We start from the raw sequence: 13,221 nt of genomic DNA, 5'->3' as shown, positions 1-13,221 counted from the left end.
GACGGGTGACATTTAACCAAGGACGTGATCATGTCTGAAGTATTGAGACGCACCAAGATTGTTGCCACGTTAGGCCCGGCGACAGACCGGGATAATAACCTCGAAAAAATTATCAAAGCGGGCGCTAACGTCGTCAGGTTGAACTTTTCTCATGGTACCGCCGAAGACCATATTGCCCGCGCCCAGCGCGTGCGTGATGTCGCCAGCCGCCTTGGTCGTCAGGTGGCGATTTTAGGCGATCTCCAGGGGCCGAAAATCCGTGTTTCGACCTTTAAAGAAGGTAAAGCCCTGCTGACGGTCGGCGATGAATTTATCCTCGATGCCCTGCTGGACAAAGGCCAGGGCGACAACCAGCGCGTGGGTATCGACTATAAATCCCTGCCCGATGATGTGGTGCCCGGCGATATTTTGCTGCTGGACGATGGCCGCATTCAACTGCGCGTACTGCGCGTGGCGGGCGCGACGATCTCTACCGTGATCACCGTGGGCGGCGTGCTGTCGAACAATAAAGGCGTGAATAAGCTGGGCGGTGGTCTCTCCGCCAATGCCCTGACCGAGAAAGACAAAGCCGATATTCTCACCGCCGCCAAAATGAACGTCGACTACCTTGCCGTCTCTTTCCCGCGCAGCGGTGAAGACCTGCGTTTCACCCGCCGTCTGGCGCGTGAAGCGGGCTGTAAGGCGCTGATTGTGGCAAAAGTAGAGCGTGCCGAAGTGGTGGCAACACAGGAAAGCATGGACGATATGATCCTCGCCTCCGATGTCATTATGGTGGCGCGTGGTGACCTCGGCGTCGAGATTGGTGATGCGGCGCTGGTCGGGGTGCAAAAACGCCTGATTGCGCGTTCACGCCAGCTTAACCGCGTGGTGATCACCGCCACCCAGATGATGGAATCGATGATCACCAACCCGATGCCAACCCGCGCAGAGGTGATGGACGTCGCCAACGCCGTGCTCGACGGCACCGATGCCGTCATGCTGTCGGCTGAAACCGCAGCGGGCAGCTTCCCGGTAGAAGCCATCACCTCCATGCATAATATCTGCCTGGGTGCGGAACGGGTGCCGGGAACGAACACCTCTAAACACCGCCTGGACGTTGAGTTCAGCAATATCGAAGAGATGACAGCGATGTCTGCCATGTACGCGGCAAACCATCTGACCGGGGTGAAAGCCGTCATTGCCATGACCGAATCCGGGCGCACGGCACGTATGATGTCGCGCATCACCTCGCGCCTGCCGATCTTCGCCCTCTCCCGCCATCAGTCCACGCTCAATCTGACCACGTTGTATCGTGGTGTCACGCCGGTGCTGTTTAACGGTCATGCCGAAGGCGTACAGTCGGCGCAGGATGCTATCGCTATTCTGCGTGAAAAAGGTTACCTGGCCTCGGGCGATCTGGTGATCGTCACGCAGGGAGACAGCGTTGGCCAGATTGGCAGCGCCAACACCTGCCGTATTTCGATCGTCGACTAAGTCCACTTCTCTCTGCGGCCTCTGTGCCGCAGCGCCGCGCAGGACCCGACTGCGCGGCGTGCATTCGTCAGTTATTCCGGAGTCCGTCAATGAGTGAATCTCTGTTCGATGCCAGGCTTGCCTGTTCCATCGTCGACAGAACCATGCAGATCATCAACTGCAACGTCAACGTGATGGGAGCCAATGGACGCATTATTGGCAGCGGCGACCCGGCGCGGATCGGTGAAATGCATGAAGGCGCATTGTTAGCGTTAACCCAGCAGCGCGTCGTCACCATTGATGATGCATCGATGCACTCGCTCCACGGCGTGAAGCCCGGCATCAATCTGCCGCTCAAACTGAATAACCAGACCGTTGGCGTCATCGGACTGACCGGGGACCCTCAGGGGCTGATGCAGTTTGGTGAACTGGTGCGTATGACCGCCGAAATGATGCTCGAGCAGGCGCGTCTGCTGCAACTGCTGGCCCATAACAGCCGCCTGCGTGAAGAGCTGGTGTTAAGCCTGATCCGCAACAGTGGGAACACCGCAACCGCCAGTGAATGGGCACAGCGCCTCAATGTGGATCTGCAACAGCCGCGCGTGGCCATGGTGGTGGAGCTGGAGAGCGGGCAGCTCGGCGTCACCAGTGCCATGAGTGAACTGCAACAACTCCAGTCTTTACTGCTGGAAAGCGGGCAGGATGATCTGATGGCTATCGTGTCACTGACGGAAATGGTGGTCCTTCGCCCCGCTCACCTGCATGCCGAACGCTGGGAGCCGAAAGAGCATAAACAGCGGATGGAGCGGCTTTATCAGCGCCTGCAACAGGGCAGCTCACTCAAAGTACGCCTGGCATTGGGGAACTTTTTCCCGGGAACGGGCGGCGTTGAGCGATCGTATCGCACGGCAAAAGCGGCCATGAAGGTGGGTAAGCAGCGTATGCCAGAGGTGCACTGTTATGATTATCAGGACAGTAAGCTGCCAGTGCTGCTGGACAGTTTAGCGGATGGCTGGCAGGCGGCTGAGCTGGTCAGCCCACTGAAACGGTTAAAAGCAATGGATGAAAATGGGGTTTATCGCAGAACGTTACGTGCCTGGTTTCGTCATGATCTGCATGCCAGCACCACGGCAAAAGCCCTCTATATTCACAAAAATACCCTGGACTATCGGCTGAAACGCATTGCCGACCTGACCGGGCTGAATCTGAGCAAACTGGACGACCGCTTCCTGCTGTATGTGGCCGACCAGCTTGATAATGACTGACGGGGAACGGCAGATACCGCTCCCCGGTTCAGATTACTTCAGGCGGTAAGCCACTACCGAGTCACCGGCTTTGGTGCCGAGCGAACCGTGACCACCGGCCGCAATCACCACATACTGCTGGTTATCGCTGCCCATATAGGTGGCAGGCGTGGCCTGGCCCCCGGCGGGCAGTTCGGTCTGCCACAGTAACTCACCCGTGTTGACATCGTAAGCACGGAAGAAGTTATCGGCCGTTGCACCGTGGAACACCACATCACCTGCGGTGGTTAACGGGCCACCGTGTGCCACCATCCCCATTGGGAAGCCAATCGGGAAGCGTCCCGGCAGGAAGCTGGTGTTCAGGTTCTTGGTGGTGCCCACGCGGCGCAGCCATTCGGTTTTCCCGGTTTTCAGGTCAACACCGACCATGCGGCCCCACGGCGGCGCGATGCACGGAATACCCAGGCTGGAAGAGAGCTGCTGAATATGAATGGCGTAATCACCTTCAAAGTTCTCATTCCAGTACGGCGTACCGTCTTTGGTGAACAGACGCTTGTCCGCCGTTGCCGCCGAACGTTTGATCAGGTTGTATTTGTAAGCCAGACGCACCGGTGAAGCGATCAGGATCTGACGCTCAGGATCGACCGCAACAGAACCCCAGTTAAACACCCCGATATTGCCCGGGAAGATAATCGAACCGGCTTCGGTCGCTGGCGTCCACGGATTGCCGTCATAACGCAGTGACTTGAAGTCAATACGGCAGGCCATCTGGTCAAACGGCGTCAGGCCCCACATCGCTTTTTCATTGAGCGGTGCCGGAATAAAGTTCAGCGCAGAAACGGGCTGCGTTGGGGAATATTTCTCACCGCTGATGCCCTGCGTGGAAACATCAACCTGATTAATCGGGTACACCGATTGGCCCGTCAGGCGGTTAAGCACAAACAGGTTGCCGGTTTTGGTCGGCAGGATCACCACAGGCTGTTTCTGGCCCTGATAGTCGATATCCAGCAGCGAAGGCTGTGACGGATTATCGCGGTCCCACAGATCGTTTTTCGAGGACTGGAAGCGCCATTTGAAGCTACCGGTTTTCAGATCCAGCGCCACCAGCGTGTCGCGGAACTTCTCGGTGTTGCTGTTAGCATCACGCGCAATGCCCACTTCATCCGGCGAGGCATTACCAAACGGCACATACACCAGGCCATTTTTCAGGTCAGCACTCAGCGTACCCCACGCCACCGGCGTATCCTGCGGATAGCTTTGGTCGGCGGCAATCGGCTGGGTGTTTTCCGGGTTGGCCGGGTCGAAGTTCCACACCAGACGGCCAGACATCGCATCATAGGCACGGATCACCCCAGATGGATTTCCAGTATTGTAGCCGTTGTCCATGACGGAACCGCCGACAATCACCAGGTTACCCGCCACCAGCGGTGCTGCCGTTTGCATCAGAGCATGCGGGCGCACTGTGCCCATATTGGCATGCAGATCCACCACGCCGTTGTTACCGAAGTCAGCACACAGCTTGCCGGTATCCGCATCCAGCGCGATCAGTTTGGCATCGTTGCTGGCGTTATAGATACGCTTGCGGCAAAGGGCGGGCTGGGCGGGAGTGCTCTCTGCCTGTACCGCGCTGCCGTCATAGTAGCTGACGCCACGGCAGGTCTGATGCTGTTGCAGATAAGAGGCATCTTTCGCTGGCTGATATTTCCACTTCAGCGCACCGGTTTCCGGGTTCAGCGCATGGACTTCATTGTGCGGCGTACAGAAATAGACGCTGTTGTTCACCTTCAGCGGCGTGGCTTCAAAGGTGTATTCCGTGGCATCTTTTTCCGCATCGCGCACGTCGCCCGTATGGTAGGTCCAGGCCACATCCAGCTTGCTGACGTTATCGCGCGTGATCTGTTTCAGGCTGGAGAAACGCAGGCCGTTGGTGGTGCCACCGTAGGCCGTCCAGTCACTGCCCGCCACCTCGGTGTCGCCGCTCTGGCGCTGGTTGGTAATGTTGCCTGCCTGTGGCAATGGATCGTAAAACATCATCCCCACCACCAGCGCCACAATCAGAATGACCGTCGTGCCGAGGAAGGGATGAAAACGGCGCCCTTCTTTTTTGTACAGTGGGCGAACCACCCAGGGCAACGCCAGCCACAGGCCGATCACGCCAATGATGTCTCCGCGCGGGATCCACTGCCATTTGTCAAAGCCGACTTCATAAATCATCCACGCCAGTACCATCCACATTAATAAAGCGTAGAGAGACAAAGCGATTTTTTTATTCATAAACAGCGTGATAGCCGTGACCAGCAGGCCGAGGCCCATCAGTGCATAGAACGGCGTACCGCCGATCAACAGCAGTTGTGTACCCATGTAGAGCATCGCGATCCCGACGATTGCGATGACAATACTGGTTATCTTGTTAAGCATTGGTATCCCTTAGTGTTAAAGTGCGCAATTATTATCTGACAAATAATTACAACGTACTTACACTAATTTAACTAAAAAAATCTGATATAAAAACAAAATTATTTTAATTGTTATCGGTAACTATTTCGGTCAGGGCAGAGTTTTGCCCAACGTCAGTTTTACGAGCCTGCTCTGAAAGTTGTCATTTCCTGCCCCTTTAGCGCCATGACTTCATCCTTTCTGTCGCACCTGCGTTTACAATCCAGGCAGATTTATTGTGTCTGGCACTTGAAAGTACGAAATGAAACGTACACAATACACGGAGGTAATATGACACTCACAGAGGTGAAGAAGCAGGCAATCAACTGCCTCAGGCAAGATGCTTATGACCATGAAGTCCGGCGGGATCTGGACGTAAAAAACCTGTTTGCGACGGGCGTGGTGGATAAGGTCTGGGTTGCTGAACTGATCAGGAAAACCAGCGGGTCGGGGTATCATTGCAGCCCTCATCATCGGGCCCCTGACGTGGATGTTCATATCTGTCGCAGCTGGAAATGCGGCGGCTGGTGGTACGTTAAATTTTATTTTATGGAACCTGATATGATTTTTATCAGCGTGCATCTGTAACAAGGAAGAGGTGACCATGAGAATTGTCAAAGAGGGCGAAACACGGACGCTGCTGTGCCATAACTGCGGTAAAACATCTGCCACCTACCGGGTACGTGATGTCGCATTCAGCGATAAGCGTGGCACGGTGAAAAATATTCTCGCCGCTGTCTGCGACCGCTGCGATGAGGTGGCCGCTATCCCCGCGCAGTCCACCGCGCGTATCAAAGAGGCCTTCGAACAGTCCAGTTCCCCGCTGGAAATCAGAGTGCCGGTACACTACCTGGATATTCTGTATGTTGCTACGCAGAAGATTGATACCACCCTCAGCGAAAACTTCAACAAGGCTTTGATCCTCTGGTATCTGCATGCGCTGACCAGCGGCCGTTATCCGCAGCAGGAACTGAAAACATTGCTGAGCAGCGACATGGCGGATGCGAAAGCGTCAAGACGCCTCTCGATGAAAATCACGCAAAAGCAGCAGGCGGAACTCAACCAGCTGATGCAGCAGCAGGGGATGAAAAAAACCTCTGATGTGGTGAAAGCGGTGATCCTGAAAATTCATCAGGACCTGGTGCTGGAGCAGGATCTCAGCGGCCTGCCAGAGTTACGCAATATGGCTGCCGCAATCGCCTGATCAATCGCGGCCTCTGTGACACCTGTATCACCTGCCCGGCAGTCGTGCGGGCAGTTCAAGGCTGGTGCGGAAATCTTCGCCCCGATAATCTTCATCCAGCAGATGACGTTTGCGCAGCTCCGGCAGCAGGCCATTAATCAGCAGATCTTCCTGGTCTGACTGCCCCAGCCCGTGCAGCGAAATCACATCCAGTACGCCCGCGTTATAGCGCTGCTCAATGGCATCGGCCAGCGATTCCGGGGTTCCGGCGACAAACCAGTGTCCGGTCTCTTCGGCTTCAATAATCAGCTGACGCAGCGTCAGCCCCTGGCGGGCATAGCGGGTAAAAATTTCCGCACGTCCACGACGTCGGTTCACCTGACGCGTATCCGGCAACAGGGATTCCGGGATCGTCCGGTCGAGATCCAGATCCTGCAAGTCAACCTCCCCGCCGAGCATATCTGCCACCTTCAGACGTCCACGCTGATAGTCAATGCGTTGATGCTTCTCTTCCAGCCGTCGTGCCACATCGGCCGGATTTTCACCCATAACTGAATGGAAAGAGTTCATGATCAGCGGCGGCTGTTCGCGACCTGCCAGCAGTGCACGCCGCCGGACTTCGGCCACAAACGTACTGGCATCATCCAGCGTGGGCTGCGAGGTGTAAATCACTTCGGCATAGCGGGCGCCGAGGCTGATCCCCTCCTCCGACTGCCCGGCCTGGAACTGTACCGGACGATGTTGCGGTGGCGGAGGCACATTCAGCGGCCCCGCCACGCGGAAGAAATCACCGTGATAGTTAACCGGGTGCAGCTTACGCGGATCAAGGCTGACGCCACCCCCGTTTTTGCGCTGCACCGCGTCCCGGTCGTTGGCGTCGAACAGTGCATTAATCACTTCAATAAATTCGGTGGCGCGGGCATAACGCGCGGCCGGAGAAGGCAGCTCGCCCCCGCCAAAATTCTCCTCACCGACCGAGGAGGTCACCGCATTCCAGCCCGCACGCCCGGCGCTGATATGGTCGAGCGTGCCGATCAGGCGCGACAGATTATACGGGTGCTGGAAGGTGGTGGTGACGGTGGCTATCAAGCCTATCTGGCGGGTCACCTGGCTTAACGCCGCCAGCGTGACAATCGGGTCCTGGCTGCCGGTGATCCCGGCCAGCCCGGCGGGATCGCTCTGTAGCAGATCGGCGGTAAACAGCCCGGTGATTTTTTCGCGTTCAGCGGTTTGCGCCAGTGCCACGGCGCGCTGAATGCCAAAGGCGCGGTCGGTGTCGTTGGCGGCGTAAATCACGCTGCCCGCGCCCACCAGTGTTTTCAGTCGTCTGCGGTGTTGAGTCGTCACGTTAAGTCCCTTATTTCAGCCAGGTCAGAGGCTTAAAAAATAAAGGGCTGAGGTTTTTACGCCACTAAGAAAAACGAATGTGGTTGGGTGAAATTCAGCTAAGACGCATTAATCCGGGTTCATGCACCGCTAAAAACAAACAGGGGCTGACGAGAATCTCGCCAGCCCCTGCTTTCAGGCAAAGAACCTTAACGCACAATCAGGCCTAACAGGATGCCGACAGCACCGAAGTCAGAGTCACTGAAGGTGGTGTTCGCCAGACCGATGCTGCCCAGTACCGGCAGCAGGAACACCGGAATAAAGGTAATCAGCAGGCCGTTGGTGAAGGCCCCCAGGATGGCACCACGGCGCCCACCGGTGGCATTACCGAACACCCCGGCGGCAGCACCGACGAAGAAGTGCGGCACCACGCCCGGAATAATCACCGTCATATTCAGCGCGTACAGCAGGAACATGCCCAGTACCCCGGCAACAAAGCTGCTGAGGAAGCCCACCAGCACCGCATTAGGGGCATACGGGAACACCACCGGGCAGTCGAGGGCCGGTTTCGCGTTCGGCACCAGCTTGTCGGAGATGCCTTTAAACGCCGGAACGATTTCCGCAATCACCATGCGCACACCCTGCAGCACGATGTAAACCCCGGCGGCAAAAGTGATGGACTGCATCAGTGAGAACATAAACCAGTTTTTGCCACCCGCATTCATCTCTTTGACCGTTGACGGGCCCGCCACCAGACAGGTGAAGATAAAGATGAAGAACATGGTAAAGGCAATCGCCACCGGCGTATCACGCAGGAACAGCAGGCTTTTCGGTACTTCCATATCTTCGGTAGATTTCTCTTTATTACCGAACTTGCTGCCGATCCAGGCAGACAGTAACTGAGAAATCGCCGAGAAGTGACCAAATGCTACGTCGTCTGAACCCGTCACCTTCTTCATATACGGGTGGACAATCGCCGGGAAGAACACCATCGACACACCAACCACCAGCGAACCGACCGCAATCAGGCTGGCGCCTTTCATGCCTGCTGTCGCGAGGATCACCGCCACCATCATCGACATAAACAGCGTGTGGTGACCGGTCAGGAAGATGTATTTCCACGGCGTGAAGCGGGCAATCGCAATGTTGATAACCATCGCGAAGAACATAATCATCGCCATTTCAGTGCCGAAGCTCTTCTGCGCCACGGCAACGATCGCTTCGTTGTTCGGCACCACACCCGGGATACCAAAGGCATGATGGAAGATCGCGGCGAAGTCGCCCAGAGAAGAGACAATCAGTCCGGCACCGGCACCGAGGATCAGGAAGCCCATCACGGTTTTCACTGTCCCTTTGATCACTTCCGTGGCCGGTTTTTTCTGTGCCACCAGACCGATCAGCGCAATCAGCCCCACCAGAATGGACGGCTCAGACAACACATCACTCATTAAAAAACGGAAAAATTCCATTTTTGGCTCCCTTATAACGCGCCGAGTTCGCTCAGAGCTTCGGAGATACGCTCTTTCATCGCCACTTTGTCTACCATGTTTTTCAGGGAGACAATTTTACCGCCCACCTGCTGAGCCACCAGCTGCTCGGCAATATCGGAGGTGCCCACGAAGATATCGCTGGCGGTGCCTTTGGCTGAACCGAGGTCGACGTGGTCGACTTCTGCATTCACGCCCAGATCTTTAACGATTGATTTAATGCTCATTTCCATCATCAGGCTGGTACCAAGACCGTTGCCACATACCACGGTGATTTTCATTTTTTTTCCTCTGGAAGAATTAATAGCGTGAAATAATGGATAAAATTTGTTCGACCTCTGTCGCTGCAATCAGCGATGCCGTATCTTCAGGGGTATCAAACAGATGGGCGAGCGCGGTAATAATGCCGATATGGCTGTTACTGTCCGTTGCGGCCAGCACAATCAGCAGATGCACCGGGTCATTCCCTTCTGAATCGAAGTTTACACCCTCGCGGACCACCGTCAGGCTGACGCCCATTTTGTTTGCGCCGTCTTCAGGACGTGCATGAGGCATAGCGATACCAGGGCCAACCACGTAATATGGACCAATCGCCTCGTGTGAGCGGTAGATAGCCTCGACATAACGGGCTTCAATGGTGCCATTATCGCGCAGCGGCTGGCAGGAAAGTGAGACAGCCTCACGCCAGTCAGCGCAGGCAGGGATAATCTGAACAACGTCGGCTGTCAGTAATTCTTTAAGCATGTGTGTCACCTCTCTCTTAATCGCCCGAGCAGAGTAGTGTGAGACTCATCTGATTAATGTGACGAACATCTAAAAAGATAACGCTAACTGTTATAGCTATCATTAATTGTGATCGGCTTATCATCAGCCGGAGAATAATTTGTTGCCAGACGTCGGCAACGGCACACTGACGGTGAGAATGGGTCAGGCATGCCTGACCCCTGGGTTAATTTCGTGGGGGCGAGGTACGCCTCACCATCACATGCGCGTTGATAATGGGTCAGGCATGCCTGACCCCTGGGTTAATTTCGTGGGGGCGAGGTACGCCTCACCATCACATGCGCGTTGATAATGGGTCAGGCATGCCTGACCCCTACGCTAATTTCGTGGGGGCGAGGCACGCCTCACCATTACATATACTTTTGTAGGGGCGAGGCACGCCTCGCCCGGCCCTGCCGGAACCAGCAAAGAAGGAGAAACCAGGATGCGCAAGCGTCGCAGTAGCGGTCGGGTGACGCTGCAGGATGTCGCCGATTATGTCGGCGTCGGGGCCATGACCGTGTCGCGCGTGATGCGCACACCGGAGCTGGTGTCAGACAGTGTTCGTAACAAAGTAGAACAGGCCGCCCGCGCACTGGGCTATCAGGCCAATCCGGAAGCCAGCGAACTGGCAGCCGGGCGCAGCGACCGCGTCACCTTGCAGGATGTCGCCCGCCATGCCGGTATCGGCCCGATGACGGTATCGCGCGCGCTGCGCGATCCGAGCCAGGTCTCTGAAGCCTCGCTCATCAAAATCCAACAGGCGGTCGCGACCCTCGGCTACGTGCCCAATCAGGCCGCCAGCACGCTCGCCTCGTCCCAGCTGCATACCGTGGCCGTGCTCTACCCCTTTCAGCACGATCGTGCCAGCACCCGCTTTGTTCAGGCACTGCAACAAACCCTGAGTAAACAGCCTTTCCAGCTGATTATGGCCTGCCATGAATATCATCAGTACGGTGAAACGCCGCTGGTGGAAAAACTGCTGCAAAACCGCCCTTCTGCCCTGGTACTGTTCGGGGCGCAGCTCTCCAAAAAGACCTGCGACCTGATTGAATCCGCTGAACTGGTGACGGTTAACGTCTGCGGCGCGGAGCGTTTTTCTGCCGATATCACCCTCGATATCGCCATCAATGATGCGGCCGAACGCCTGACGGCGCATCTGCTGGATAAAGGCTATCGCCGCATCGGCTTTATTGGCGCGCACACGGATAACCGCCTGCACAAACAGCAGCTGAACGGCTGGCATAAAGCGATGCTGATGCACTATCAGAATGCGGACCTGATGATCACCGTGCCGGATGCGCCAAGCCTGGAGTTTGGCCGCTATGCGCTGGGGCAGCTACTGCAAAATCAGCCGGATCTGGATGCGATTATCTGTAGCCATGAAGAGATTGCTTTTGGTGTACTGTCTGAGTGTCAGCGGCGACTGTTGAAGGTACCCTATGATATGGCGGTGGCCTGCCTTGATGGCTCGGCTAACTGCGATCACACCTTTCCGGCGCTGACCTCAATGCGACTGAATTACGAAAAGCTGGGCCAGCAGGTGGGCCAGCAGCTGATGGCGATGCTGGACAATGCCCCGCAGCCGCAGGAAGAACAGGTGAGATTCAGCCTGGAACCCGGTGCCAGCAGCTAACATACCCTAAATAATTCGAGCTGCGTTGAGGCGGTAAGAGAGCGAATCCCGATGAGCTTACACAGGTAAGTGATTCGGGTGAGTGAACGTCGCCAGCAAAGAGGCAGCTTGAAGTATGACGGGTATAAATTAAACGATGCAAGGAGAGACCATGACTTATCCCGTAGCGCGATCCCTGACCGTCACCGAAGCGCTCGACAGCCTCGAAAACCATTACAACGCGGCAGTTGATGCCCTGCGCGACGCCATCACGGCGTTCATCGCTGACGGCAGCCTGCCTGATGCCACACAGCGCGCAGCTGGCCTGTTTGTTTATCCGCAGCTGCGCGTCACCTGGGACGGCGTGGCCCCCTCCCAGCGCCTGACCCGCGCCTTTGGTCGCTTCACCCGCGCAGGCAGCTACAGCACCACCATTACCCGCCCGGCCCTGCTGCGCCACTACCTCAGCGATCAGCTCACGCTGCTGACCCAGGAGTATCAGGTGCAGATTGACGTGCTGCCATCGCAGCAGGAGATCCCCTTCCCGTATGTGATTGACGGTTCCGGCCTGGCGCTGGATCGCAGCATGAGCGCCGGGATCGCCCAGCATTTCCCGACCACCGAGCTGTCGCAGATTGGCGATGAGAATGCCGATGGACTGCTACCGCCGGGTGAAACCTTCCCGCTGTCGCACTTCGATGCCCTGCGCACCGACTTCTCGCTGGCACGCCTGCGCCACTACACCGGCACGCCGGTGGAAGATTTCCAGCCCTACGTGCTGTTCACCAACTACACGCGTTATGTCGATGAGTTTGTGCTGTGGGCCTGCGAGCAGATTGCCGACCCGACGTCACCGTATCTGGCGCTCTCCTGCGCGGGTGGCACCACCATCACGCATGATACGCCGCACCCGGAACAGACGGTGTCTGACCTCGCCTGGAAAAAACACCAGATGCCCGCCTGGCACCTGATCGGCAAAGACGGCCAGGGCATCACGCTGGTGAACATTGGTGTGGGCCCGTCGAATGCCAAAACCATCTGTGACCATCTCGCCGTGCTGCGCCCTCATGCCTGGCTGATGATCGGCCACTGCGGCGGACTGCGCGAGAGCCAGACCATTGGCGACTACGTGCTGGCGCACGCCTATCTGCGTGACGACCATGTGCTGGATGCTGTGCTGCCGCCGGATATCCCGATCCCGAGCATCGCCGAAGTGCAGCGCGCGCTGTATGACGCCACCAAACTGGTGAGCGGGATGCCGGGTGAAGCGGTGAAAGAACGCCTGCGTACCGGCACCGTGGTGACCACCGACGACCGCAACTGGGAGCTGCGTTATTCGGCTTCCGCGCTGCGTTTCAACCTCAGCCGCGCCGTTGCCGTCGATATGGAAAGCGCCACCATCGCCGCCCAGGGTTACCGCTTCCGCGTGCCTTACGGCACCCTGCTGTGCGTTTCCGATAAGCCGCTGCACGGCGAAATTAAGCTGCCGGGCCAGGCGAACCGCTTCTATGAGGGTGCCATTTCCGAGCATTTGCAGATTGGCATTCGCGCCATCGATCTGCTGCGCGCCGAGGGCGACCGCCTGCACTCGCGTAAGCTGCGCACGTTTAATGAACCGCCGTTCCGGTGAGTTGAGTATGTAGGGAAACAAAACCGCTTATGCCTTTGAGGTCAGAGTGGTTTGGATGATTTTGGAATGCTGTCCCGTTGAGGGAT

11 protein-coding genes are annotated in these 13,221 nt (G+C 56.8%); 6 read left to right on the top strand and 5 right to left on the bottom strand.

The annotated features are described in order from the left end of the window. Window positions 1–30: 30 nt before the first annotated feature. Together pyk and FVB43_RS18255 are read left to right on the top strand one after the other, a co-directional pair. On the top strand, window positions 31–1,473 hold the full coding sequence (gene pyk, locus FVB43_RS18260) for a pyruvate kinase (RefSeq protein WP_167864458.1): 1,443 nt from the start codon (window positions 31–33) through the stop codon (window positions 1,471–1,473). Window positions 1,474–1,562: 89 nt separating this feature from the next. Beyond that, complete coding sequence (locus tag FVB43_RS18255; RefSeq protein ID WP_133843133.1) at window positions 1,563–2,717, top strand: CdaR family transcriptional regulator; 1,155 nt, start codon at window positions 1,563–1,565, stop codon at window positions 2,715–2,717. Between the two features lie 33 nt (window positions 2,718–2,750). On the opposite strand, the gene FVB43_RS18250 is transcribed toward FVB43_RS18255, so the two are convergent. Beyond that, a complete protein-coding gene (locus tag FVB43_RS18250) occupies window positions 2,751–5,114 on the bottom strand; it encodes a membrane-bound PQQ-dependent dehydrogenase, glucose/quinate/shikimate family (protein ID WP_167864457.1) in 2,364 nt (787 codons plus the stop codon). 309 nt (window positions 5,115–5,423) lie between these two features. Here FVB43_RS18250 and FVB43_RS18245 point away from each other — a divergent pair, with 309 nt between their 5' ends. Both FVB43_RS18245 and FVB43_RS18240 read left to right on the top strand, forming a co-directional pair. Then, a complete protein-coding gene (locus tag FVB43_RS18245; protein WP_133843129.1) occupies window positions 5,424–5,720 on the top strand; it encodes a hypothetical protein in 297 nt (98 codons plus the stop codon). A 16-nt stretch (window positions 5,721–5,736) separates the two neighbouring features. Next, complete coding sequence (locus FVB43_RS18240) at window positions 5,737–6,336, top strand: hypothetical protein (protein WP_159336998.1); 600 nt, start codon at window positions 5,737–5,739, stop codon at window positions 6,334–6,336. A 27-nt stretch (window positions 6,337–6,363) separates the two neighbouring features. On the opposite strand, the gene FVB43_RS18235 is transcribed toward FVB43_RS18240, so the two are convergent. The 4 genes from FVB43_RS18235 to FVB43_RS18220 all read right to left on the bottom strand — a co-directional run bounded on the left by FVB43_RS18235 (window position 6,364) and on the right by FVB43_RS18220 (window position 9,872). Beyond that, a complete protein-coding gene (locus FVB43_RS18235) occupies window positions 6,364–7,662 on the bottom strand; it encodes an NtaA/DmoA family FMN-dependent monooxygenase (RefSeq protein WP_167864456.1) in 1,299 nt (432 codons plus the stop codon). Window positions 7,663–7,850: 188 nt separating this feature from the next. After that, a complete protein-coding gene (locus FVB43_RS18230) occupies window positions 7,851–9,110 on the bottom strand; it encodes a PTS ascorbate transporter subunit IIC (RefSeq protein WP_133843122.1) in 1,260 nt (419 codons plus the stop codon). Between the two features lie 11 nt (window positions 9,111–9,121). After that, window positions 9,122–9,409 (bottom strand): PTS sugar transporter subunit IIB, encoded by a 288-nt coding sequence (locus FVB43_RS18225; protein ID WP_167864455.1) that lies wholly within the window; start codon window positions 9,407–9,409, stop codon window positions 9,122–9,124. A 19-nt stretch (window positions 9,410–9,428) separates the two neighbouring features. Beyond that, window positions 9,429–9,872: a PTS sugar transporter subunit IIA gene (locus tag FVB43_RS18220; protein WP_159337000.1), complete on the bottom strand. Its 444-nt coding sequence runs from the start codon at window positions 9,870–9,872 to the stop codon at window positions 9,429–9,431. A gap of 463 nt (window positions 9,873–10,335) precedes the next feature. Here FVB43_RS18220 and FVB43_RS18215 point away from each other — a divergent pair, with 463 nt between their 5' ends. Together FVB43_RS18215 and FVB43_RS18210 are read left to right on the top strand one after the other, a co-directional pair. Next, window positions 10,336–11,526, top strand: coding sequence for a LacI family DNA-binding transcriptional regulator (locus tag FVB43_RS18215; protein ID WP_167864454.1), 1,191 nt, complete (start codon window positions 10,336–10,338; stop codon window positions 11,524–11,526). Window positions 11,527–11,677: 151 nt separating this feature from the next. Then, on the top strand, window positions 11,678–13,135 hold the full coding sequence (locus tag FVB43_RS18210) for an AMP nucleosidase (RefSeq protein WP_133843115.1): 1,458 nt from the start codon (window positions 11,678–11,680) through the stop codon (window positions 13,133–13,135). The last annotated feature ends 86 nt before the right edge of the window (window positions 13,136–13,221 follow it).

This window comes from Erwinia rhapontici, from assembly GCF_012271765.1.
GTDB lineage: Bacteria > Pseudomonadota > Gammaproteobacteria > Enterobacterales > Enterobacteriaceae > Erwinia > Erwinia rhapontici.
The sequence above is the reverse complement of the archived record's forward strand: the minus strand, read 5'-3'. Positions and strand labels throughout refer to the sequence as shown.

What these genes read in the sequence shown, in the direction of transcription:
- FVB43_RS18220 (WP_159337000.1), bottom strand. Translation starts at nt 9,872, where the DNA reads ATGCTTAAAGAATTACTGACAGCCGACGTTGTTCAGATTATCCCTGCC.
- FVB43_RS18250 (WP_167864457.1), bottom strand. Translation starts at nt 5,114, where the DNA reads ATGCTTAACAAGATAACCAGTATTGTCATCGCAATCGTCGGGATCGCG.
- FVB43_RS18245 (WP_133843129.1), top strand. Translation starts at nt 5,424, where the DNA reads ATGACACTCACAGAGGTGAAGAAGCAGGCAATCAACTGCCTCAGGCAA.
- FVB43_RS18225 (WP_167864455.1), bottom strand. Translation starts at nt 9,409, where the DNA reads ATGAAAATCACCGTGGTATGTGGCAACGGTCTTGGTACCAGCCTGATG.
- FVB43_RS18230 (WP_133843122.1), bottom strand. Translation starts at nt 9,110, where the DNA reads ATGGAATTTTTCCGTTTTTTAATGAGTGATGTGTTGTCTGAGCCGTCC.
- FVB43_RS18240 (WP_159336998.1), top strand. Translation starts at nt 5,737, where the DNA reads ATGAGAATTGTCAAAGAGGGCGAAACACGGACGCTGCTGTGCCATAAC.
- FVB43_RS18210 (WP_133843115.1), top strand. Translation starts at nt 11,678, where the DNA reads ATGACTTATCCCGTAGCGCGATCCCTGACCGTCACCGAAGCGCTCGAC.
- FVB43_RS18215 (WP_167864454.1), top strand. Translation starts at nt 10,336, where the DNA reads ATGCGCAAGCGTCGCAGTAGCGGTCGGGTGACGCTGCAGGATGTCGCC.
- pyk (WP_167864458.1), top strand. Translation starts at nt 31, where the DNA reads ATGTCTGAAGTATTGAGACGCACCAAGATTGTTGCCACGTTAGGCCCG.
- FVB43_RS18255 (WP_133843133.1), top strand. Translation starts at nt 1,563, where the DNA reads ATGAGTGAATCTCTGTTCGATGCCAGGCTTGCCTGTTCCATCGTCGAC.